Raw genomic sequence first — 21570 nt, forward strand, 5'->3', positions numbered from 1 at the left:
TCGCGAACAGCCTCCCCTCCTCTCACTCTCGCGCGAGGCCAGGCATCACGCCGTCTCGTGATCGGCGACAGCCGAATCCAGCGATGCGGGCTCAATGGACCCGGGAACGAAACCGAGCAAATAGTCCGCGGCCTTGCTCGCCTGCGAGGCGGCCCGCACGATGGCGCGATTGTCTTCACGCAGGACTTCGAGCCAGGAGCCGATATAGTCGGCATGGCGCACGGTGGGGACGATCCCTAGCGACGCGCAGCTGAACGCGGAACTCAATTCGGCGACCAGCTCTTCGAAGGCATATTTCTTGGTACCGTAGGATCCGCTCTGGTCGCGATTGAGACGCGACGGGTGCCCAGTCGCATGACCGAGTTCATGCAAGGCCGTACGGTGCCAGTTGATGGGTTCGAAATAGGCCTGCGGCGGCGGGACCTGAACATAGTCTTCGGCTGTTGCATAGAATGCGCGATCTCCACCGATCCGAAATGGAATTCCGCTGGCCGTGATCAGGGCATCGACCGTCGGTTCGATGAGGCCGGCCGGCGGCGGCGGCGCAGCGGTGGCAATGTCGTCGGGCAGTTGCTCGCACTGATCGGTGTTGAAAACGGTAAATCGCTTGAGGAACGGGATCGCCTGCGCGTCTTCGCCGGTCTCGGCGGCGCGGCGCTTTTCATCATTCGGCACGAAACGATCCGCGTAGACGACGGTAGTCCCGCGCTCTCCCTTGCGAACGTGGCCGCCAAGAGAGAGTGCCTGGCGGAAAGTGAGCCAACTTTGACCGGTAAATCCGCGTTCGATCACGACTCCCCAGAGGATGAGGATGTTCACACCACTGTATTGCCGGTTGGTCGACGCATTTTTCGGCATGGCCAGCGGCGCTTTCGCCGCGGCAGTACCCCAGGGCTGAACCCAGGGGACGCGTCCGGCCTCAAGCTCGGCGATGATCTTGTCGGTGATTTCGTTGTAGAGGTTCGCCCGGTCCTGGCCGGCGCGCGCGCAAGCATTAGGGTTTGACATCGCGGGTCTCCGCGACGGGCACCGCGAGCCTCTCTCGCAGATTGTAACCCGTCACGGAAAACCAGCCTGCACTCTTACTCTCAGCTTCTTGCCTTAGGCCGCAGGCCTGATCCGGCGTGCGCCAGGGGCGCATCGCCCCAAGAGAAATGGCACCCGCAGGAGCGTGAGCATAGCGACGCCGAAGGCGGCACGCGGGACCGAGTGCAGCGACGAGACCGGTTAAAAGGGCACCCGGGAACGGGGCAGTGATAACGATCGCCGCAGGCGAGCCCCTTTTCCGAGTGCCCCCGGCGAGGAGCACCAAAGCTCTGGCGCGAGGGATCGAAGCCGCAGGCCGAGACGCGGCGCGGCTCGGTTCACGAGAGCCCGGTGCGGCCCTGGCCGCACGCGCACAACCACTAAAAGACTTGAGCGAAAGTGATGCTGGCAATCCTGCGAGAACAGCCTGGCAATTTCACAGTGGTCTCAGAACGGGCGAAAACCTTGTCCTCTGCTGACTGAGAATCCCAGCCTTGTGTTAGCAGCCGGAACAAACGGCGGACCACTAGATTCGTGTATTCGGAGTTATTCAATGCTGATGACCAGTGAGCGAAGGCCGGCGATACGGACACTGCAGGGTTGGGCGATCCACGTGCTCCAGGAAGCGGGCGCCATCCGCGAATGCGAAGAGCATGGTTGGATGCAGGACCGCGCCGATCCGCATGCACGAGAGCGAGCCTTCGATATTGCCCGTCGAGACCCGCCAGCAGACGTCTCCCGTCAAGCCGCGGAGGCCGCGCTTCACGACGTGCTCGACTCGATTGGCGATACCTGCCCAGAATGCCCCCCTGACGAGGAGGACCCGCGCTAAGCACCGACGCCGACCCGTCTGCTACTCAGCGGCCTAGCCGTTTCTCCACCCGCTTGCGCGCGTTGCCGACCTTTTTGACGGCCTTTTTCACCGCCGGCGCCGACTTTCCGGTCTTCTTCGCCTCGTACTGCACTTCGTAGTCCTGCCCGCCTGCCACCCGCGCCCGGTCCTGCTTTCGTCCGCGCGCCGTTTTGCTCTTCTTCGCTGCCGCCATCGGTGCCTCCTGTTGGGACATCGAAGCAACGCGACAGGGATTCGCAGGTTCCGGAACGATTCGAACTGTGCCAATTTGAATCGGCTGTAGCGTGGAGTTCTTCAGTGGCGTTTCAGCGTAACAAGCCGGCGGCTATCGGCGTCAAGGCGCCTTTCCCCGCCTTCATCGAACCGGCCCTGGCATCCTCGACAGAGAAAGTGCCGTCGGGAGAGCGCTGGATCCACGAAATCAAGTTCGACGGCTACCGTGTTCAGGTCCATCTGGCCAACGAGACGGCGAAGATCTCCACCCGGCGCGGCCACGATTGGACGCACCGCTTCAAGAAGGTCGCTCATGACGCCTGGCGGATCAAGGCGAACTCTGCGGTGGTGGACGGCGAGATCGTGGTGCCAGCTGCCGATGGCACGACCGACTTCTCGGTCCTGCAGAACGAGCTCAAGGGTAAGTCGAGGAGCATCGTGCTCGTGGCGTTCGATCTGCTCTATCTGAACGGCCGAGATATCCGGAAGCTACCGCTTTTTCAGCGCAAGGCCGAACTCAAGAAGATCCTGACCGGCACCGACATCCAGTTCAGCGAAAGCTTCGCGATAGACGGCCGCGAGATGTTTGCGCACGCCTGCAAGCTTGGCCTCGAAGGTGTCGTCTCGAAGGTCCGGGACGGCGCCTATCCGGCCGGACGCACGAATGACTGGGTCAAGAAGACCTGCGTGCAGCGTGAGACCCTGACTATTGCGGGTTTCGCGCTCGATGGAACGAAGTGGGACGGCATCTACGTCGGCCGGCGTAAGGGCGACGATCTAATATACGCCGGGAAGGTGGACCATGGATTCGACAAGGCATCAGCCGCCGACCTTCAGAAGCGTCTGAAGCCGCTGATCCGCAAGACGCAGCCTTATGCAAAGCGGATTGCGCACAAAGGAATCTGGGTCGAGCCCAAGCTGCTGGCCGAGATAGAGTACCGTGCAAAATCAGCGGAGGGAAAAGTCCGTCATCCCTTCTTCAGGGGGCTTCGGGAGGATCTGTAATGGATGCCTTTGACCGCTTCTGGGAGTGGGCGGAAAAGCCGCTCGATAGTCCGCTGACGATCCCTGCGGAGCTCCATCGAGCGGTTATGGAGCTGTCTCCGGAGGACAGGCGGGACCGCGCAAAGGTCAATGAGGCCGCAGGGCGGGCGGTTTCCGACCGATAGTTACCAGCGAGCGCCCAGTCTGAGCGCGCCCGCTCGAGACCCACCATTCAAGATTGACCTGCTTGAATTGGACAGTGTCCGAATTCGCGAAACGGAGTATGATCTGGTCATCACCGGCAAAGGCACTCTGCCCGCGGGCACCGGTGACTGAGAGACCAATCGCGCTCCCGCCTGCAGCAGGAGCCACCAATGTCTCATTATTCCGAACGTGTCATCCTTGCCCGTCACCATGTTGCCAAAGGACGTCAGATCGTCGAAAGGCAGCAACGGATGGTCCGCAAGGGTGGCGCAAACATCGCAGAAGCTCTGAAGCTCCTGGCTCTCTTTGAAGCAACGCAAAATATCTTCGAGGATGATCTGGAGCGCATCTTGCGGGAAGAGCGCAACTGCTAAGGCTCGCGACTTGGCAGTTTAGAGTCTGGCAATTTCCGGTCTCGGCGGCAAATCAGGCGTCAACGCTAAGACACGAGATGGTCGCACTTTGAGACCTAGCCTCGCGCGCGTCGTAACGCGACTTCCAACCGGGCCTTCTCCTTTTCCCAACGCGCTTCCTCGTCCCGCGCGCTTTCCTCAAGAACTTCGAGCTGTTGTTGAATGTCAGCGGCCTTTTCTTCGTGCTTGCGACGGGCCGCGTCCAAGGCACTTTGCGCCTTGTCGACGGCGTGCTGCCGTCGCTCACGCTCCTTCTGCCGGACGGCCTCCTCCTTGGCACGTTCGCGCTCCCGTTGCATCTGCTCCTTCTCTAAAGCAAGTGCAGCCTTCCGGTCGGCCGCATCGTCGTGGGCCCGCTTAGAAGGCTTCCGCGGTTGACGGCGGCCTGTCTTCTTTGAGCTGCCGCTGGCAAGGTCGGTAGGTAGCTCGGCATGCTCCCTGAATGGCCCGTTGGAGCCGACGGGTCTCTTCAGAACGATGCCCGGCGCAGCCATAGTCGCCTCGATGACGTCCGGATCGTCGCTTTCCTTCGCCGCGCCCTGGTGGAAGAGATTGCTGTCAGCGCCCCAGGCTTCGAGGGCCGCTTTCATGGAGGGAGCGGCGATCGCCAGATCGAAGAAGCCCAGCGAGGTCTGATAGGTCTTCAGTTTTCTGGCCATCGGTCTGATCCGCCCTCGTCGATCGTCAACGTCTCGCACGCCACCATGCCTGCGGAACACGACGCGGCCCCGAAGCGTTCCCCAATCCTTGAAGGACGTCCATGCATTTCGCAACGCGCTCTTAAGGATTGGCCTTGAATGAGCCGGATGTCGACCCTGCCCAAGCGCCTGCAGCCGATGCTTGCTACGCTTACCGAGGCGCCGTTCGACGACCCCAGCTGGGTTTTCGAGGACAAGTACGACGGCTTCCGGATGATCGCGGAAATCCGGCGGGGCAAAGTTGCGCTCTACAGCCGCAACGGCAAGATAATCAGCCGCAGCTATATTGAGGTCGCCAAAGCGCTGGAGGGCGTGAAGGGCGACGCCGTGATCGATGGTGAGCTTGTCGCGATCGGTAAGGATGGCGTCTCACATTTCCAGTTGCTTCAAAACGCGCTGCGCCATGAGGCGAAGCTGCTGTACTGCGCCTTCGATCTCATGTTTGAGAACGCAGCGGACTTGCGCAACCACCCCCTCCTCGAGCGGAAGAAGCGGTTGAAGGCAATACTGCCGCGCGACAAGTTGATCGCCTTCAGCCATCACCGCAAAGCGAACGGCATGAAATTCTTCGCCGAGGCCGAGCGGAAGGGTCTGGAAGGCGTCATGGCGAAGCGCGCCGACAGCGCGTATGCGTCCGGAAGCCGGACGGCGGATTGGCTGAAGATCAAGACAGCAAAGCGGCAGGAAGTGGTGATCGCGGGCTTCACGGCGCCGAGGCGTACAAGACCATACTTCGGCGCCCTGGTCCTCGCCGTGCGGGAAGACGACACATGGCGCTATATCGGACATGTTGGCACTGGCTTCAGCCACAAGGTCCTGGAAGACCTCCACGCCAAGCTCGTGAAGCTGACGATCCCGAAATCACCCTTCCCTGCCAAAGTGAAGGACGAGGCCGCCACGACCTGGGTCAAGCCCTCGTTGGTCGCCGAGGTCAAATTTGCGCAGTGGACGAGCAAGGGCGAACTGCGCCAGCCCGTCTACCTCGGGCTCAGGTCCGACAAGCGGGCGAAGGATGTCGTGCGTGAGCGAGAACGTCCGCGCAAGTAGCTTCCCTTCGGCGAAAGCCGGCAAAAAGGATTGATGCACTCTCCGCCGACACTCACTCGCCTCCAAGGTCGTGGATTTCCGGTCGCATGCCGTCAGGCGTGAGTTCGAGCGTCGCAAACGTGATCGGCAGCTTGAAACGCCGAGGTCCCGCGCTGCCGGGATTCAGGTAGAGAATGCCACCGACCGTGTCGATCTTCGGTACGTGGGAATGCCCGGAGACGATGACGTCGAAGCCGGCGCCGAGATCGGTCTTCAGCGTCTTCAGGTCGTGCAGAACGTAGATCGACTTACCTGCCAGACGGACGAGTTTCGTGTCGGGGTAGTCGCGAGCCCACTTGCCACTGTCCACGTTTCCACGAACGGCCGTGACGGGTGCGATCCGGCGAAGCGCGTCGACGATCTCGGGGCGTCCCATGTCGCCGGCATGAATGATGTGATCGACGCCCGTCAGGCCTCGCTCCGCCTCGGACCTCAACAGGCCGTGCGTGTCCGAAATGACTCCAATCCTGAACATCATTTCCCGACGCTCTCAGCCGAGATCGCCAAAAGACGATCGAGAAACTCTACCTGAGCGGACAGCATCTTGGTCCGCGCTAACTCGATATCAAACCATTCCGCGCGGTCGACTTCGGGAAAGCTCTGCCGTCGACCGCTTCGAGGCGGCCATTCGACATCGAAGGTATTGCTGGTCAGTGCTGCCGGATCAAAGTGTCCCTCGCCGCCGAATGCGATGACGCGCTTGCCTCCTCGCTGTCGGACCTCCCCCAGCGCCTGGAGTGGACCAATCGAAGCGCTCGGGCCGAGTTCTTCGGCAAATTCTCGTTGAGCAACGTTCTCCGGAACATCATTGGCATCGATTTCGCCCTTTGGAATGGACCAGGCGCCATCATCCTTCTCACGCCAGAACGGACCGCCGGGATGAACGAGCAGAACCTCGAGCCCCCGAGCTCCTCCCTTGCGGTATGCGAGAATGCCCGCGCTCAAGGTCGATCTCCTGGAAGTCTTTTTCACCGCAGCCATATGGCTCCTACTTTGCAGAGCAATCGAGAGCCGGCGAGCCGTCGTCCCGCCATACGGGACCGCGTTCGCCAAGCGCCTGCTTAGCTTCGTCCGCGGTCCTATGCACCGTTACTTCGGCCTCGCGCTCGGCCGCCTTCCTGGCGCACGCACCTACCCGCCGGGTCGCCATTAGACGGCGACGAGATGATCTCGCGTGACCTCGTTGAGACGGATTTGCCATTCGCCAGAGCCTGCCACGGACGACGAAGGAGTGCCGTCCGGCGTCACCGGATGCTTCACGACACCTAAGCCGACTTCCGCTGCGGCTTGGCCGCCGGCTTTTTCGCCGCGGCCTCCTTCGCCGGCTTCTTGCCTGCGATCGGCATCAGCATTTCCTTCTGCCCGGCCGCCGCCTTGCGCGGCTTTTTTCCTGATTTCTTGGGTGCCTCTGTCGCTGAGGCGCCCTCTCTTCCGATGCTCTTTCGCAGCGCGTCGATCAGGTCCACCACGTTCTCGCCGCGGGGACGCGCTTTCGCGGTGATGGGTTTGCCGGCGCGCTTCTGATTGATCAGTTCGATGAGGGCGGTTTCGTATTGGTCTTCGAACTTGTCCGGCTCGAAATGGCCCGCCTTCTGATTGACGATGTGCTTGGCGAGATCAAGCATGTCCTTGGTGACTTTGACATCCTGAATGTCGTCGAAATACTCATCAGCTGAACGGACTTCGTAAGGATAGCGCAGTAGCGTTCCCATCAGGCCCTTGTCCAACGGCTCCAGCGCGATGATGTGCTCGCGATTGGTCAGCACCACACGGCCGATCGCGACCTTGTTCATCTCGCGGATGGTTTCCCGAATAACGGCGAAAGCATCGTGCCCGACTTTACCGTCGGGACGCAGATAGTAGGGGCGAATGAGATATCGCGGATCGATCTCGCTGCGGTCGACGAACTCGTCGATTTCGATCGTTCGCGTTGATTCCAGTGCGACGTTCTCTAGCTCCTCCTTCGTCACCTCGATGAAGGTGTCCGTGTCGACCTTGTAGCCTTTGACGATGTCCTCGTTGTCGACCTCCTCGCCGGTATCGGCATCCACCTTAGCGTACTTGATCCGATGGCCGGTCTTTCGATTCAGCTGGTTGAACGAGACCTTTTCGGATTCCGACGTGGCCGGATAGAGCGCAACCGGACAGGTGACGAGGGAAAGACGCAGGAAGCCTTTCCAGTTGGCGCGGGGGGCCATCGCGGGGAACTCCATTACTGATGCCGGATTAAAGACGAACGACCGGGCTTGGTTCCGACATCGCGACCCGCCCCACAGCGGGATTTTTCTCATCGGCCTGCCTGGCCGGACTCGACATTTGTTCTTGTTATGTTCTAATTCGGGCATGACCGACCGACCCGCGAGCTGGCGCATGCCGACCCCGAAACAGATGGAAAAATTGGCCGCTGAAGCCGACCGCAGACGAGCGCCGCCCGCTGCGGGTCCAGATGCCCCCCTCCCGGCCGAATATTGGGAATCGGTCCTGAAAGACGCACGCGCCGGCACGACCGGGGCTCAGATGCGGCAGCGACGTCTTTCCGAGATTCAGCGTCACGTGCTGCGCGTCTCCTGCCGCCGCTGCGAGCGGACCGTGGAAATCCAGACCGCTGATGCCGTTCGACTGTATGGCGCCAACGCGCTCTGGAAGGACGTCGCGCAGCGGCTGCTCGACAATACCTGCCGGCAGCGCACCGGCAGGCATGAAGAAGACGGGTGCTGGCCAGCGTTCGAGACGCCGTAGCCGCTCTGGATTTGCCGATCCGATCTCTTTGCGCCTGGATGTCTGGATGGCCCCGAAGTATCACCCTACGCCCTTGTCGGGCGGCGATCGCAAGGCTCTGGCGAAAGAGCTCGGCAAGGCACGCGCGATGGCCAGCATGCTGGCGACCCAATCGGCGGAGATGCGGGCCAAAGGCGGGGCGATGATCCAGCAAGCCGACAGGCTGCTTTGCGAAAGCTGGAACGAGCGGATGTGGAGTGACGGCGAACCGATCGATCCGTCGCCGACCATCGATCAGGCCGTAAATGGAGGCTTCCCCTGGCTGGAGATCAGGTGCGCGCGCTGCAAGACGCCGAGCGATGTCGACCTGGCCGCGATGAAGCACCCGCCGACCACCTTCGTGCACGATCTCGCCAGCCGGCTGCGCTGTCGCAAATGTGCCAAGGCCGGCCGGCGTCCATCCGCGACTCTGCTACAGTTGACCTGGCAGCCGCGCCACCCTCGAGCCGAATCCTGACCGATGTGCAATCTTTATTCGATCACGACCAATCAAGCCGCGATCAACGCGCTGTTCCGCGTTGTCAACCGATACGTTGGAAATCTGGCGCCGATGCCGGGGGATTTTCCCGACTACAAGGCACCGATCGTGCGCAACGGAGTGGAGGGCCGCGAGCTCGCTACGGCGCGATGGGGAATGCCGTCGTCATCAAAGGCGCTGATGGACGCCACGAAGAAGCGAGCCGAGAAGCTGCAGGCCAAGGGCAAGGCAGTGGATTTCAAGGAATTGCTGCGAATGGAGCCGGACGGCGGCACGACCAACATCCGCAATGTGAAGAGCAAGCACTGGACGCGATGGCTGGGGACTGAAAATCGCTGCGTGGTGCCGTTCAACTCGTTCAGCGAGTTCAACAAGGCCGAGGGCGGTGATATCTGGTTCGCGCTCGATGAGACACGTCCCCTCGCCTGCTTCGCCGGTATCTGGACCAACTGGACGTCCGTCCGGAAGGTCAAGGAAGGCGAGACGACCAACGACCTCTACGCGTTCCTCACGACGGAGCCCAACGCCGAGGTCGGCGCCATCCACCCCAAGGCGATGCCGGTGATCCTGACAACGCCAGATGAAGTCGAGACCTGGATGACGGCCCCTGCGGACGAAGTACTGAAATTGCAAAGGCCGCTTCCGGACGGAAGCCTCCGGGTCGTCGCTCGCGGCGTCAAGGAAGACCCAATAGGGCCGACGACGTGACGGACGAGACCGACTACCAAACGGGGCCAGCACCGCATCAGCGCAAGATCATTCTGTCGATATAGACATCTTCTACGCATCAGTGGAGCAGCGGGACAATCCGGACTTGCGTGGCAAGCCAGTCGCTGTGGGCGGGATCGAAAGAGCGCGGTGTCGTAGCTGCAGCGAGCTATGAGGCGCGAAAGTTTGGAGTTAGGTCGGCATTGCCGTCAGTGACAGCCAAACGGCAATGCAAAGAGCTAATTTTCGTAAAGCCGCCGCGCTTCGAAGTCTACAAGGAGGTCTCTCGACACGTCCGGACAATCTTCGCGGAGCATTCTGACGTCATTGAGCCCCTGTCGTTAGATGAGGCCTACCTAGATGTCACCGAGAACATCCAAGGCCTCCCAATCGCGACAGAGATCGCGACCTTGATTAGAGTCAAGATCCTGAGCGAGACAGGCCTGACCGCGTCTGCCGGCATCTCTTACAATAAGTTCCTGGCAAAACTTGCGTCCGACCAACGGAAGCCCAACGGACAGTTCGTGATCACGCCAAAGATGAGGCCGAGCTTCGTTCAGGATCTCCCAGTCGGCAAATTCCATTGAATCGGACCGGCGACCAGTGCGAAGATGCATGGCCTTGGCATCTTCACCGGCATGAATATGCGCAATCAGTCGCTCGAGTTCATGAACGCCAATTTTGGGAAAGCTGGGGCGTATTATTACTGGATCTCGCGGGGGATTGACGAGCGTCCTGTCCGTGCCAACCGAATCCGAAGGTCCGTCGGCGCCGAAAGCACGTTTCGCGGGACTTGGCAGACCACGAAGCGCTGACCATCGAACTGCGCCCACTGGTCGACAAGGTCCGGCAACACTGCGAGGCGACGGGCGCGCGAGGCCAAACGGCGATCCTTTTCAGATTTCGAGCTGATCACTCGCAGCACGTCCGTACGCATGAACGACACCGCGGACGATCTCTCTAGCCTGGCTCTTGAACTATTAGCGCAACTTATGCCGCCAAAGAGGCCGATCCGGTTAATCGGTATCTCTGTTTCGGGGGTTTGTTGGGTCAGGGCTCGATGATGATCAATTGCCACTCATGCTGGCTTGATTTGGCGGGTCCAACCGCATCTCGTTGCTGCTTGCAATAGGTGCCATCCACTCCCCCAATTTACACAGAGCATGCTTGGGAAAACGCGCAAAATATCGCTTTGCAGTCGATAACTCTGACCCAAAGCATATACTGCGCTATCATATACGAATCACCGCATTTGTACTGTTTCAAGGATGGATTACGGCGCTATGGCGCGAGCTACCATGCAAGGCAAAGCGACGCTCGACGCACGATTCAAGTTTGCTGATACCGCGTTTTCGAGCGGCACCGAAGGTTGGAATTCTCAACTTCGTTTTGCCACCGGCATCGCCGACGGCGAGGACTATCTTCTTCGTCTGTTCAAGAAGACCGGAACCCCGCTGGACGAGGACCTGAAGCGGCTCATCACGCACGGCCTCAGGCGTGTCCGGCGTGTTCTGTCGTCACGCCGTGCGCGCCAGTTATTGGTCGAGGTTCTTGAGATCGTCGAGGACCAGGAAGAGATCGGTATCTTAATGGTTGATCCTGGCAGTCCGATCTGCGGGTCATTGCACAGGGTTCGAGCGCGAGAAGGCCGGCTGCTTACGACGACCGGCCGCAAGATGTTTTGGCGCAATATCTTGCGCGTAGCTGAAGGACTTGCACTTTGTCATGATGCGGGCATCGTGCACGGCGCTGTCAGCGAACATACGATCTTTTCGCATAGCGATGAAAAAGAGGATTTCCGACTCGGCGGCTACGAAGCGTGCGTACACATTGCCGACGGCGATGTGGGCGGCGCGGGACATCTGCTGCGGCCCTCCGGCACCGTCTCGTTTCGCCGGGACTGGAGTGATCTTGGGCAGGCAGCGTCGCGGATCCTCGGCCTGACCGAGGACGGCGGCGGTCCTTCCCTGCTGTCGATCGAGCGACGCATGCTTAATCGTCTTGCCGATCCGCCACGCTACCAGCTTTTCGACGGAAGTATCGTGCTAAACGAGATCGCCGAGGTCGTGGCCGATCTTGACCGGTCGGGGTCAAGCGGCGAAGGCGAGCTAATTCTCTACCCTTCCACCCAGGTTACCCAAAGCGACCTTGCATCGCTTACATCGGGCACCATCCCGGCTGACGATAGGGATGCGGTCCTCCGTTTTGTCGAAGAGGATCTCAGCGGACCAACGGTACGCACTGTTGTCGTAGATGAGGCCTTCGTGCGTATCGTCACCGACCTTGCCGCGTATGGCGTGAAAGTCATCGATGACTATGTCGGCATGATCGAGAACGCCAACAAGAGGCGGCCTGACGACTACATCTATGATGCCGTCGAGGTTCGCCACCGGATTCATCTTGCGCGAACTCGGAGAAGCGCCGAAGAGCGAGTACGCAGGCTTGGCCCTGGCGCCAAACCGTGGATTGACGCGAGTGTCACAACAGGAGTGAGCCGATCAGTCGAAGAGATTCCCACTTGGTACGCCCTCATTCTTCTCGAAGCCTTTACTTGGCTGCGGGAGCAATTCCGAATCTATCCCGTCGAAGTGCTTCACCCGCCGTCCGGCGGGGATTCAGATTTGGCCTGGATCGCCTCCCGCGAAGATCCCGACCGGGACATGCGACGCAAGCTGATGGGACTGCGCCCGGCATACGACGCCTTGGCGCGCGAATTGAAGTACGACGACGGCAAACCAAATTGGACTCTTTCACGCAGCGACGCGCTCGCCGGCGATCGGGAGCGATTTCCGGAACTCAGTTATGAGGGAACGGGCGGTGTCGTCGACGGCCGCCTACCGTTCACGTTCGCGACAAGCGAAGCTGTTGTACCGGGGCAGCTTCTTTTTCTTCGTCCTCGAAGAGATGGTGGATTTGAACGCGCAATTCGCCGCCGCCTTCAAAATATTGTGGCGGCCCGGACGAATATTGAACTCTTGAGAGCGATTGACGATCCGGCGCAGGTCGCGCTGGACGAAGTATTACGTGATATTGCGACCCCGAATGCGGTGCCGCCGGACGAGATGGACGGTTCGAAAAAGGTGGCATGGGACGCAATCGTATCAGGCAAGTCCATCAATGTCGTTGTTGGCCCTCCTGGCGTCGGCAAGACGTTCCTAATTTCGAATCTTGTCAAAAGCATTCTGGACAAAACACCGGACGCAAGGCTTCTAGTGTCGGCGCAAAACCACGAGACCTTGATTCAAATGGAGGACGAACTCAAGGCGACACTGGCGAGCGGCACGAAGATCGTCGTTCGTGTCGAGCGGACACGATCGACCGATGAAGTCAGCTCCTTGCGTGCGAGCTCCGTTGATCTTCTTAGGTCCGTTTCGACGGTCGACCACGCCGCTGAAAGCATGATGGTCAACCAACGCTATCAAATCAAGCAGGCGCTCCGGCCCGTTGATGCGTCGGAAGCGACGGTTGCGGAACGCGTATTTCGCGATACCGACAATCTGCTGCTGCGCTCTTCCGATGTCACGCTTGCCACGACATCGTCGCACATCATCGAGGAGATGATTGCCGATGGCGATCAATTCGACTGGGTCATCGTCGAAGAAGCGGCCCGCGCCAACGGTGCGGAACTGATCGGCGCGCTATTGCTGGGCAACAGAAGAATCATGGTTGGCGATCACAACCAACTCTCTCCATTCGATGCCGCCCAGCGGCAACAATTCTACGATCCCGAGCGCGCAGTTGATCTGCTGCGGGACGCGAAGGAGCGGCTTGAAACCATCTCCGATCTACCGCCGGAAGTTACTGAGGCGCTTGATACAGTTAAGTCGAGCGAACATCTGATGAGGGAGGCTCTCGCAACAGCGGCGCGTCTTGAAGAACCGTTTCGATCAATAGCTGAGCGCGAAATTGAGCGCGAAAAGGACACGGGGCGTCCGAGCACGATCGTCAACACGCTGCTGGAACAGAGCCGCATGCACCCCGCCATCGGCGATCTCGTCTCGAATACTTTTTATGACAGAAAGCTCGCTCCCTCCGACCGCGTCAAGCGTCGCACGCTAACGGTCACGTCCACGGTCGCGTACCTCACCTCTCCAATCGTTCTTCTCGATTTTCCGCCCCTCAGCATGTCAAAACGGCGACATTTCGAACACAAAGTGGAGCGATCATTCCGCAACGAGCTTGAGGCGCAGGCCTTGATAGCGGCCTTGAAAGGGTTGCGGCCGATAGTTGGCGCGGACGGCCGCCGACCGACCCTCGTGATCATCTCGCCCTACGCGGCGCAGGTGAGATGGTTCAAGCGCTTACTGCGCGGCCAAGTCAGGAAAGACAAGACCTTGTTCGGCTTCGCGAGCCCGCGCAGTAATGGTGAGTTCGTCTTTACCAGCGATAGCTTCCAAGGTGGCGAAGCCGATGTCGTGGCCGCCAGCCTTACGCGCAACAATGTCATGGTGGGATCGCGCGCGCTCGGATTCGTCAAAAGCCCACAGCGCATGAATGTGCTGCTCAGCCGCGCCAAGCAAAAGCTGATTCTTGCCACAAGCCAGCGCTTCATTCGCGAAGTGGTCGAAGGAATCGATCCGGATGCAAAAAAGGACGATCTTGAATTCCTACGAAAGATGCTGAAGGAGCTCGCGACCCTCGCCGGGACCGATTACGAGCTCGTCAGGAAGGATGCTCCTAGCATTAAGGTGAAAGGCGCATCCATCGTCGCGATCGACGAGAACGGGAGGCTTCCGGCGTGAAAATCTACCTTCCCGCTTGGCACTATCGCGCGCGCGCCATCGTTCAACGCACATGGGGATGGAGTCCAATCGAAGAAATGATCCTGCTCGCGCTCGATCGCACCCCAGAAACGATCGAAGAGGTGGCAACGTCGCTCGGGATTCCAAGCCAGGTCGCGGGCTCGACCATCGCGCGGTTGATGCAGTTCGGCCTGGTCGAGCTTCGCCTGGCTCCTGTCCCTCAATTGGCGACAAGCGGCGTCGGTCAAGACTTCATCCGGTTGGGTGGCGCCTTGCCGGAGCGAACTGAAGATCGGGAGATTCACATCAGTCTAGTGCTGGAGAAGGTCGGACACTCGGTCTTTCGCAACCGCGACGTCGAGACCGCTCCACTCTATCGGATGACCCATACAGATCACAAGGTCAACTTTCCTCCGGGCCCAGATGAGACCGATGACACAATGGCGGTCCGCGTAACGCAGCTCGTCGCCGGCATGCTCCGTCCCGGCGAATGGCTGCGCGGCGTTCAAACGATCAACTCCGTTCTCGAAAGAAAATATCTCGCGATCGAACTGAACGACGTCAAGAACGGATTGCTCCCTGAGGGGGCCAGCCAGGACTTGATCGGCGCTCTTCAAGCAACAATCAGGACTGGTATTCTGCCGGAAGCTAGCGATCCGCAGCCAAGCCGGTCAGTGACCGTCGATACGATGATTGGCACCGATCAATTGATCGTCGGCGGCGAACAGCATCTCGAATGCTTCGAACGCATCGTGGGTCAGGCCGAGGAAGACGTTTTCGTACTTTCGACTTTTGTGACGCCTCACGGCGAAAAATACACGGAGCAACATGAACGCATTCGAAAAGCTCTTGAACAGGCTGCGCAGCGTGGCGTGCGCTGCCACTTGTTCTACGGTACTGCGCTAGACACCGACAGAAAGAACGCGATCGCGATGCAGGAGCTCAATATGCGGCTCTCGTCGGTCCGTCGCGCGCGTGGCTTTGTGTTCACGCAGCGCGATTCTGTTCGAAGCCATGTGAAATGCCTTGCCGCGGATGACGGCCACGGCGGCGCTGTCGTCGTGCTCGGCTCCTCCAATTGGCTGTCGTCGCCCTTTTCTGCCTTGGAGGTGTCTGTCGAGCTGACAGAGAACCGCGCGGCCGCGGCGGGCCTGGATCTTTTGCGTTCTATCGTGTCACCTCTTTCAAGCGCCAGCCGTTCGATTGAGACGCTCCAATTCATAGCATCGGATTTAAGGCGCTCGCGGAGCGCCTTAACATCTAGCGCCGATGCTGGAGGGAGTATTCCAGTTCGGATGAGCATTCTCCAGGCTGACGATCATGAGCGATTGATTCGGAGGGTTGCTCACGAAGCCGAAGAGCGATTTGTCTGCTGTACCAACAAGGTCGGAGCTCCCATGGTGCCGGCGATCTTTAACCCCGCCGAAATCGCAGGACGCCGACTCGACGACGTCCGTGTTTACTACTCGCGCCAGACCGGGCCGATCAAACGGCGGCACGTCAAGGCCCACCGCGAACGGCTACATGGTGTAGTCGATCTGATCGCCGTGGAGGATCCGCAAGTCCATGCAAAGTTTCTTTTGTGGGACAGAGATCACGTCGTGGTGAGCACGATGAATTGGGGCTCTCAGTCGGGTTCACCGGATAATCCTCTCGACGAGATCGGCCTCCATTTGGAAGGGCCTGGCATAGCCGAGTTCCTCCTAATGAAGTTCGAGAGTCAACTCGACGATTAGTATCTGACACGTATTTTGGGCTGCGTCCAAATTGTCAACGCGCTGCGCGCCAATTGCGCTGAAATTGCTGAGTTCTTTGTTCAAGGTGGAAAGAGAACCTTTCGCCATCTATCATCAGGCGCAGCCAAAACGCCTGATAAATACAAAGCAGACCGAGCTCGCCGATTTTCCTACAGACTACGACGAAGATCGGTATGACCCCCAAAAATCTGCCGTCGTGAAAGCCACGCCGTCATAACGCAACCCGTTTGCAGTGCTTAGCCGGGTGGGCAGCCCCGATCGGGAGCGTCCAAAAGACCGCCTCACGAATTTTACCGTGGCGTTCTAGTCGTGACCCACCGAATGACGCCATCCGTCATGTAAACCACGGCGCCCCGAGGTGCTCCTGTGGCACGAAGATAGTCGCTCAGCTGAGCGGCATGATCGCGCCTATCCTGCTCGCTGGGCGCGACATCGCTCTTCCAATCCAGGACAACGGCAGGCTGACCATCTTGAACAGCGATGGCATCTATCCGCCCAGCCAGCGCAGTCGCCGCGGGTGAAGCCGAGAGCATCGCATAAATTGGCCACTCCGGAGCGAGGCTTGGCCTGAGTGCGGCGATTTCGGGCAGTGCAAGGGTGCGCGCGACGGTCACCGCTATTTCCTCTGGGTCCGGAAGCTTCGCTCCGTTGTCAGCATCAATTATAAGCTGCGTCATCAGCACTCGCGCACGTGCAGCGACGACCGGCATCTCCTCGGCCAGTTCGCCGGTAAGCATCTCCTCCATCAGCTTGTGGAGAATAAGGCCCCGCACGCGGCCGGCGCCGACCGGCAATTCGGTTTCTGGGGCTTCGCCAGGCTCCATCGCGATCGCCTCACCTCTTGGCGCTCGATCAGGATCGTGATCGCTTGGCCGCAGCCACTGGAGCGGCATCGCCGCGGCGGCGATCGCGGCACGCTCTGCCCCGAACAGCTCCGGCGTCTGCGTATTCGGAGGCGCGACGTCGGTCACGCGGGCGACCGGCGTCAAGTGCGACAGGACAAGCTGCGGCAAGTCCCGATGCGCAAGATCAACGATCCGTGCCCAGGACCGCTGCTCAGCCTGAGGCAATTCCGGAACGATCAGAAGTTCGCGGGCGCGCGTGCAGGCGACATACCAGAGGCGCTCCCGCTCGCGGGCCAAGCTATCGTCTTCAGACTCGAGTGCGCGAAGCAGTTCCGGCGGAACCACGTCGCCAATCAGCCAATGCAGTGTTTCGTCGTCGGCGCGGTAGACGAATGCCTCGCGCGAGCGCAGCAAGGTGCCGGTGTTGATCGGAATTACCACCGGCCATTCGAGACCCTTAGCGCTGTGGATCGTGATGATTTCGATCGCATCGCCTTCCGCATCAACTCGTCCCTCATTGTGGGGCACGCCGTCGCGCCATTCCCGGGCGAGATCCCGAACGAACTTCCTGAGGCCTCGCACACCGTAAGGCCGCGCACGTTCCAGGAACGCTTCGAGATTGGCGGCCGCGCGCGCACTACGATCACCCTCGCGCGCGGCGAGGGTTGCACGGACCGCGAGGCGTTCGATCGCTTCGGCCAAGAGCAGCGCAGGCGTGGTCGCCCGCACGCGTTTTCTGAGGTCTTGTAGGATCGCGAGCGTGCGACGTGCCAGAGGATGGGCGACATGATCGACATCGGTCAGCACCGAGAAGCGCTGGGGCGCTTCGGCGCGATCGAGATGCGGCGGAAGACCCACGGTGATGTCGAGTAGCTCCTCCTCAGTAAGCCCGACCAGTGGGCCACGCAGCAGCGCGCCGAAGGCCAATGTGTCGCCAGCGTCGGCGAGTACGCGAGCTAGCGCGAGCAGGTCCTGCACTTCTTGCCGGCGGAACAAACTCTTGCCGGCCTGCGAGGCGATCGGCAGCCCGCGCTGCTCGAGCGCGCGCTCATAACGCCAAAGCTCGGCGCCAGTTGGCGCAAGCAGGGCGATGCCGCCGGCAGTGAGCGGTACGATTGCGCCGTCCTCGTCGCGGATAGGGAGATTGCCGATAAGGCGGGTGCAGAGATCGGCAACGGCTTCGGCCTCCGCGTCGCGGATTTGAGCGGGCCGAGAATCAGGCGGCACATCCACTGTGATTCGCGCCGCGCAGGGCAGATCATGATCGGGGTCGCCGAGCGTCGACGTGAGCGGCACGTAACCGGGCTGGCCTTCTCCCGACAACGGGCGCGCGAAGCAGCGGTTGATGTGCCTAAGGATGTCGGGACGCGAACGAAAATTGGCGGTGACCTGAACGATATTTTCCGGCAATTGCCGCTCAACAGCGGCGCGCGCCTGCGAGTATGAGCCGATATCGGCGCCTCGGAAGCGATAGATTGCCTGCTTCGGGTCACCGACCATGAATAAAGCCCCGGCACGCAGCACGCTGTCCTGCCAGCGTCCGGCGCGATCCTTCCCCGCGATCCCGAAGAGGATCTCTGTCTGAACAGGGTCGGTGTCCTGAAATTCGTCGACGAAGATGTGGCGATAGCGTTCTCCAAGCGCGCGGCGCACGTCGTCATGCTGGCGCACCAGCGCACGCGCCTTCTCGAGCAAGTCGTCGAAGTCCAAGACTGCAGCGGCCCGTTTGAAGGCGGCGTAGTCATCGAGTACTTCGTCGAGCTCGGCCGCAAGCTGGGCGACAAGCGCGGTCGCGAACCGACCAAGAACGGTCCGGTAGCAGCGATTGACCCGCTCAAAGCATGCGGTCGCCTCTTCATTGAGGAGCGCGCCTCGCTCTTTGCCCGCGACACGCTCCCAAGCTGATTTCCGTCTCGGCGTGAGAAGATCGAAACTGTGTCGGCGCATGCACGCGAGCTGTGGCGGATGGGCGAGACGCCAGAGCGTGGCAAAATCCGGTGGAGGGTCGAAACTACCGGCGTAGAAGTTGGCGAGCGTCTCAAGCTCTCCGACCAATTCTAGGGTCTTGGGCTCGACCGGCTGCGACGAAATCCAGCGTCGGAAGTCCGCGACGGCGTCGACCAGGTCGATGTCGGGCCGACCGCCGAGCTCGGCGGGCAGAGCGCGTGCGCCGCGATATCTGAGACGGAAGCGTGCGAGTTCCTGAAGAGTATCGACGATGCGACGCGGATCATCGCGCGAGAGTGTCGCGATGGCATCGCCTGGCCGCTCGGGCGCATTCAATCGCCGTTTCAGCCACTGCTCGAAGACGGAATCGAAGGCCGCCGCCGCCTGAACGGCGTCAAGAATGCGCGCGCCCGGATCAATGTCGGCCTCAACCGCATAGCTGGAGATGATCGTCTGGCAAAATGCGTGAATGGTGGCGGTTGTCAGTTCGTCGAGCTTCGCCGCTGCACCGGAAAGTGCGCGTCGTTGGTCCACGTTTAGTCCGTTGGGCAGAGCAAGCCGCAAAGGTTGAGGCACACGTCCCGCAAGCAGCTCCTCGACATAGCGTTGCACGCGCGTCGCCAGCCCGCTCGCGGCAAGCTCTGTGAAAGTGATCGCGGCGATCGCGCCGGGCTCGGTGCCACGCGCGAGCAGCATGGTCAGGCGTCCGGCCATTAGCGCCGTTTTGCCGGTGCCGGCGGCGGCCTCGACGAGCAACGTGGCGTCGAGATCAGTCAGGATGCGAAGCCGTGCGGGATCGTCGGCGAGTGTCATCGGCAGCCCCACACTCGTGCAAACCCTCCGAAAGCGCGCATGAACGCGCCGTTCTTGAGCTGAAGATAGGCTGCTGGCGACGACGGCAGGGCTATGCGGAAGTCATTGTGCTCTTCCTGAGCGTCGGGGCCAGGCAGGGCATGGCCACCGCGCAGGAGGGTGATGGCCGCCGTGACATGCCCGCCGAGTTCGGCGATCGCCTGGTCGACGTCCGGTAGGCGATAGGGCCTCGGCTCTTTGTTGCCGAGAAAGACGAGGCGCGCGATCACGCGCGGATTGTCGGGGAGCAACTGACTGGCCGCGACCGAATAGATGACGCGCTGAAGCTCCGCACCGCGGCCAAGCACGATCTCCTCCGCTCGGCGCGGTTCTACGCCGGTCTTATAGTCCGACACGCGCACGCCGCGACGGTCGCCGGTGAGATCGAGCCGATCGATATTGCCTCGGATGCGCACCTGGGTACCGGGAATCGTAACAAGGGAATCGGGGCGCCAGGGTAGATCGTGTGCCATCGCACCATCGCCAGCTTGACTGAAAGCAAGCTCCGTCCAGCTTCGCGTACCGGGTTGGAACGTCTCGTCAAGCGTCAGTGCCTTGAGGGCGAGCTGAGCTGCGGCAGCGAGCGTGTGTTTCCAGAGCAACGCGGGCGGCGCCGATCGCTTGAGTGGCCAATGCGTGCGGACCGTCTCCGTCGAGGTCGCGAGCGCAGCTTCGATTTCCTCCCGGGACGCACGCGCATAGCCCGGCACAGGTTCGAGCGCATCAACCGTGCGCTTCAGCAACTCATGGACCAGCTCACCATAAGAGCGTGCGTCCAGCGTGAGGGGCTGATCGTCTTCTGGGACCGCGCGCCAGCCCAGCGCGTAGCGCCAGACGAAGGCGAGCGGATCGCGCAACATCAGCCGCAAGGAGGTGGCGGACTGGACATCACCGATTGCGCGGACGATTTGGGGATGGTCTGCGCGAACCTGGCCATCGTGGGCGGTGACGATCGGGCGCCGCCAGTTGCGCCAGCAGAGATTGGCTGCGGTGAGCGCCGGCGATGTCGCCGCTTCGTCCGGCCGTGCAAGAAGACGATCGGCCTCGCTGAATGCATGCTGCGGAATGCGCGCCCGCTTCAGGATCTGCAAAGATGCGCTCTGCGGGATCAGCGGGCTGGCGGACAACTGCCCACCTTGAGCGTTACGCCGGCTTCGCGAGAGAACGCAGCCGCGCGCCGCCTGACTGGTGATGACGGCAAAGGCGCGTCGATCTTGCTCGGCGACGGGATCAGGGTCAAGCACAGAGCGCGGCAGGATGTGGGCCGGTATCAGTGGGTCCTCGGCCGTGCGGCGCGGCCAAGAGCGCGATGTCATGCCGAGCAGGCGCACCCAGGGACGCGGCGCACCTGCAAGGTGGCTCGCCGGGCACCAGACAGCGCTCGCGCCTGGATCGCGTCCATCGGGCAGCCGCAAGTCCTCTAGTGAGAATTCGAGCCCTTCGGCCGGCGCGCGTCGAAGCGCCTCGGTCCAGAGCGCACGGGCCGCTGTGCCCAATAGCATCGCGCCGGCCTGCGCAGCCGCCTCGGGGCCACTCGCAAGCAGCCGCAGAATGGGCATCACGACCGGTCTTGGATCGCCTGCGTCGGCGCGGCGGCCGGTCGCCTCGTCAAGCGCGCGCTGCCACTGATCAATCTCGAACAGCGCCGCACCAGGCTGGAGGCCGAGCGACCAGTCCGCAGGCAAGTCGGCCAAGGCACGGCTTCGACCCGCGGCATGGCCGAACAGTCGCCGGAGGCGATCCTGGCCAAGCCCGTTGAGCAGGACGTCGGCAAGTGCGGCGCACGCTTGTCCCTCGCGCGATGCGAGGACCGGCACGCCGTGCGAGAAATGGAGTGGGAGATCCGCGTCCGCGACGAGAACCAGGAAGTGCTCGTCCCAGTCCTCGGTGGCCGTGGCACAGATCGCGATCTCATCGGGTCGCGCGCGGCCAGAGGCAATGAGTTCACGCATCCAACGTAGCGCTTCGACTGCTTCGGCGCGCGGG

17 protein-coding genes and 1 pseudogene are annotated in these 21570 nt (G+C 61.1%); 10 read left to right on the plus strand and 8 right to left on the minus strand.

What is annotated here, in order from left to right:
- Positions 1-45 precede the first annotated feature (45 nt).
- A complete protein-coding gene (locus K408_RS0103125; RefSeq protein WP_024337240.1) occupies positions 46-1008 on the minus strand; it encodes an ArdC family protein in 963 nt (320 codons plus the stop codon).
- A 571-nt stretch (positions 1009-1579) separates the two neighbouring features.
- Between K408_RS0103125 and K408_RS37535 the strand changes: the two genes are divergently transcribed.
- Positions 1580-1858 (plus strand): hypothetical protein, encoded by a 279-nt coding sequence (locus tag K408_RS37535; protein ID WP_006022624.1) that lies wholly within the window; start codon positions 1580-1582, stop codon positions 1856-1858.
- Positions 1859-1883: 25 nt separating this feature from the next.
- Here the strand turns inward: K408_RS37535 and K408_RS0103135 are convergent, their stop codons facing one another.
- On the minus strand, positions 1884-2072 hold the full coding sequence (locus K408_RS0103135) for a DUF3606 domain-containing protein (protein ID WP_006022625.1): 189 nt from the start codon (positions 2070-2072) through the stop codon (positions 1884-1886).
- A gap of 104 nt (positions 2073-2176) precedes the next feature.
- Between K408_RS0103135 and ligD (K408_RS0103140) the strand changes: the two genes are divergently transcribed.
- Positions 2177-3097, plus strand: coding sequence for a non-homologous end-joining DNA ligase (ligD, locus tag K408_RS0103140; protein WP_006022626.1), 921 nt, complete (start codon positions 2177-2179; stop codon positions 3095-3097).
- A gap of 353 nt (positions 3098-3450) precedes the next feature.
- On the plus strand, positions 3451-3654 hold the full coding sequence (locus tag K408_RS0103150) for a hypothetical protein (protein WP_006022628.1): 204 nt from the start codon (positions 3451-3453) through the stop codon (positions 3652-3654).
- 95 nt (positions 3655-3749) lie between these two features.
- Here the strand turns inward: K408_RS0103150 and K408_RS0103155 are convergent, their stop codons facing one another.
- Positions 3750-4352, minus strand: a complete 603-nt coding sequence (locus K408_RS0103155; RefSeq protein ID WP_006022629.1) for a hypothetical protein — start codon at positions 4350-4352, stop codon at positions 3750-3752.
- A 138-nt stretch (positions 4353-4490) separates the two neighbouring features.
- Between K408_RS0103155 and ligD (K408_RS0103160) the strand changes: the two genes are divergently transcribed.
- Positions 4491-5438, plus strand: a complete 948-nt coding sequence (ligD, locus tag K408_RS0103160) for a non-homologous end-joining DNA ligase (protein ID WP_006022630.1) — start codon at positions 4491-4493, stop codon at positions 5436-5438.
- 52 nt (positions 5439-5490) lie between these two features.
- Here ligD (K408_RS0103160) and K408_RS0103165 read toward each other — a convergent pair whose 3' ends face one another.
- The 3 genes from K408_RS0103165 to ku form a co-directional block, all read right to left on the minus strand.
- Positions 5491-5955: a metallophosphoesterase family protein gene (locus K408_RS0103165; RefSeq protein WP_006022631.1), complete on the minus strand. Its 465-nt coding sequence runs from the start codon at positions 5953-5955 to the stop codon at positions 5491-5493.
- Complete coding sequence (locus K408_RS0103170) at positions 5952-6458, minus strand: NUDIX hydrolase (RefSeq protein ID WP_028145790.1); 507 nt, start codon at positions 6456-6458, stop codon at positions 5952-5954. The genes K408_RS0103165 and K408_RS0103170 overlap by 4 nt, the downstream gene beginning before the upstream one ends.
- 284 nt (positions 6459-6742) lie before the next feature.
- Entirely contained in the window at positions 6743-7675 is a 933-nt protein-coding gene (gene ku, locus K408_RS0103175) for a non-homologous end joining protein Ku (RefSeq protein ID WP_006022633.1), read from the minus strand.
- Between the two features lie 145 nt (positions 7676-7820).
- On the opposite strand from ku, the gene K408_RS0103180 reads away from it, so the two are divergent.
- The 6 genes and pseudogenes from K408_RS0103180 (at position 7821) to K408_RS0103210 (ending at position 15919) form a co-directional block, all read left to right on the plus strand.
- Positions 7821-8216, plus strand: a complete 396-nt coding sequence (locus K408_RS0103180; RefSeq protein ID WP_024337238.1) for a hypothetical protein — start codon at positions 7821-7823, stop codon at positions 8214-8216.
- 46 nt (positions 8217-8262) lie between these two features.
- On the plus strand, positions 8263-8712 hold the full coding sequence (locus tag K408_RS0103185; RefSeq protein ID WP_006022635.1) for a hypothetical protein: 450 nt from the start codon (positions 8263-8265) through the stop codon (positions 8710-8712).
- Between the two features lie 3 nt (positions 8713-8715).
- Entirely contained in the window at positions 8716-9441 is a 726-nt protein-coding gene (locus tag K408_RS0103190) for an SOS response-associated peptidase (protein ID WP_006022636.1), read from the plus strand.
- A pseudogene (gene dinB / locus K408_RS37540) lies at positions 9438-10505 on the plus strand (DNA polymerase IV). The gene K408_RS0103190 and the pseudogene dinB overlap by 4 nt, the downstream one beginning before the upstream one ends.
- 234 nt (positions 10506-10739) lie before the next feature.
- The gene (locus tag K408_RS0103205; RefSeq protein ID WP_006022639.1) at positions 10740-14183 is read left to right on the plus strand and encodes a DEAD/DEAH box helicase; all 3444 of its coding nucleotides are present in this window, start codon (positions 10740-10742) and stop codon (positions 14181-14183) included.
- Positions 14180-15919, plus strand: a complete 1740-nt coding sequence (locus K408_RS0103210) for a phospholipase D-like domain-containing protein (protein WP_006022640.1) — start codon at positions 14180-14182, stop codon at positions 15917-15919. Before K408_RS0103205 ends, K408_RS0103210 begins: the two co-directional genes overlap by 4 nt.
- Before the next feature lie 311 nt (positions 15920-16230).
- On the opposite strand, the gene K408_RS0103215 is transcribed toward K408_RS0103210, so the two are convergent.
- Positions 16231-19545 carry a UvrD-helicase domain-containing protein gene (locus K408_RS0103215; protein ID WP_006022641.1) on the minus strand — a complete coding sequence of 1105 codons (3315 nt, stop codon included), beginning with the start codon at positions 19543-19545 and terminating at the stop codon, positions 16231-16233.
- The gene (locus K408_RS0103220; protein ID WP_237863169.1) at positions 19542-21536 is read right to left on the minus strand and encodes a PD-(D/E)XK nuclease family protein; all 1995 of its coding nucleotides are present in this window, start codon (positions 21534-21536) and stop codon (positions 19542-19544) included. The genes K408_RS0103215 and K408_RS0103220 overlap by 4 nt, the downstream gene beginning before the upstream one ends.
- Positions 21537-21570: the final 34 nt, after the last annotated feature.

Origin of the sequence: Bradyrhizobium sp. in8p8 (genome assembly GCF_000426845.1) — a bacterium.
Lineage (GTDB): Bacteria > Pseudomonadota > Alphaproteobacteria > Rhizobiales > Xanthobacteraceae > Bradyrhizobium > Bradyrhizobium japonicum_C.

Bases quoted from the DNA above. Each gene is read 5' to 3' on its own strand.
- ku (WP_006022633.1), bottom strand. From the start codon at position 7,675: ATGGCCCCCCGCGCCAACTGGAAAGGCTTCCTGCGTCTTTCCCTCGTC.
- K408_RS0103215 (WP_006022641.1), bottom strand. From the start codon at position 19,545: ATGACACTCGCCGACGATCCCGCACGGCTTCGCATCCTGACTGATCTC.
- K408_RS37535 (WP_006022624.1), top strand. From the start codon at position 1,580: ATGCTGATGACCAGTGAGCGAAGGCCGGCGATACGGACACTGCAGGGT.
- K408_RS0103180 (WP_024337238.1), top strand. From the start codon at position 7,821: ATGACCGACCGACCCGCGAGCTGGCGCATGCCGACCCCGAAACAGATG.
- K408_RS0103165 (WP_006022631.1), bottom strand. From the start codon at position 5,955: ATGATGTTCAGGATTGGAGTCATTTCGGACACGCACGGCCTGTTGAGG.
- K408_RS0103135 (WP_006022625.1), bottom strand. From the start codon at position 2,072: ATGGCGGCAGCGAAGAAGAGCAAAACGGCGCGCGGACGAAAGCAGGAC.
- K408_RS0103155 (WP_006022629.1), bottom strand. From the start codon at position 4,352: ATGGCCAGAAAACTGAAGACCTATCAGACCTCGCTGGGCTTCTTCGAT.
- K408_RS0103190 (WP_006022636.1), top strand. From the start codon at position 8,716: ATGTGCAATCTTTATTCGATCACGACCAATCAAGCCGCGATCAACGCG.
- K408_RS0103205 (WP_006022639.1), top strand. From the start codon at position 10,740: ATGCAAGGCAAAGCGACGCTCGACGCACGATTCAAGTTTGCTGATACC.
- K408_RS0103220 (WP_237863169.1), bottom strand. From the start codon at position 21,536: ATGCGTGAACTCATTGCCTCTGGCCGCGCGCGACCCGATGAGATCGCG.
- K408_RS0103185 (WP_006022635.1), top strand. From the start codon at position 8,263: ATGGCCCCGAAGTATCACCCTACGCCCTTGTCGGGCGGCGATCGCAAG.
- K408_RS0103125 (WP_024337240.1), bottom strand. From the start codon at position 1,008: ATGTCAAACCCTAATGCTTGCGCGCGCGCCGGCCAGGACCGGGCGAAC.
- K408_RS0103170 (WP_028145790.1), bottom strand. From the start codon at position 6,458: ATGGCTGCGGTGAAAAAGACTTCCAGGAGATCGACCTTGAGCGCGGGC.
- ligD (WP_006022630.1), top strand. From the start codon at position 4,491: ATGAGCCGGATGTCGACCCTGCCCAAGCGCCTGCAGCCGATGCTTGCT.
- K408_RS0103150 (WP_006022628.1), top strand. From the start codon at position 3,451: ATGTCTCATTATTCCGAACGTGTCATCCTTGCCCGTCACCATGTTGCC.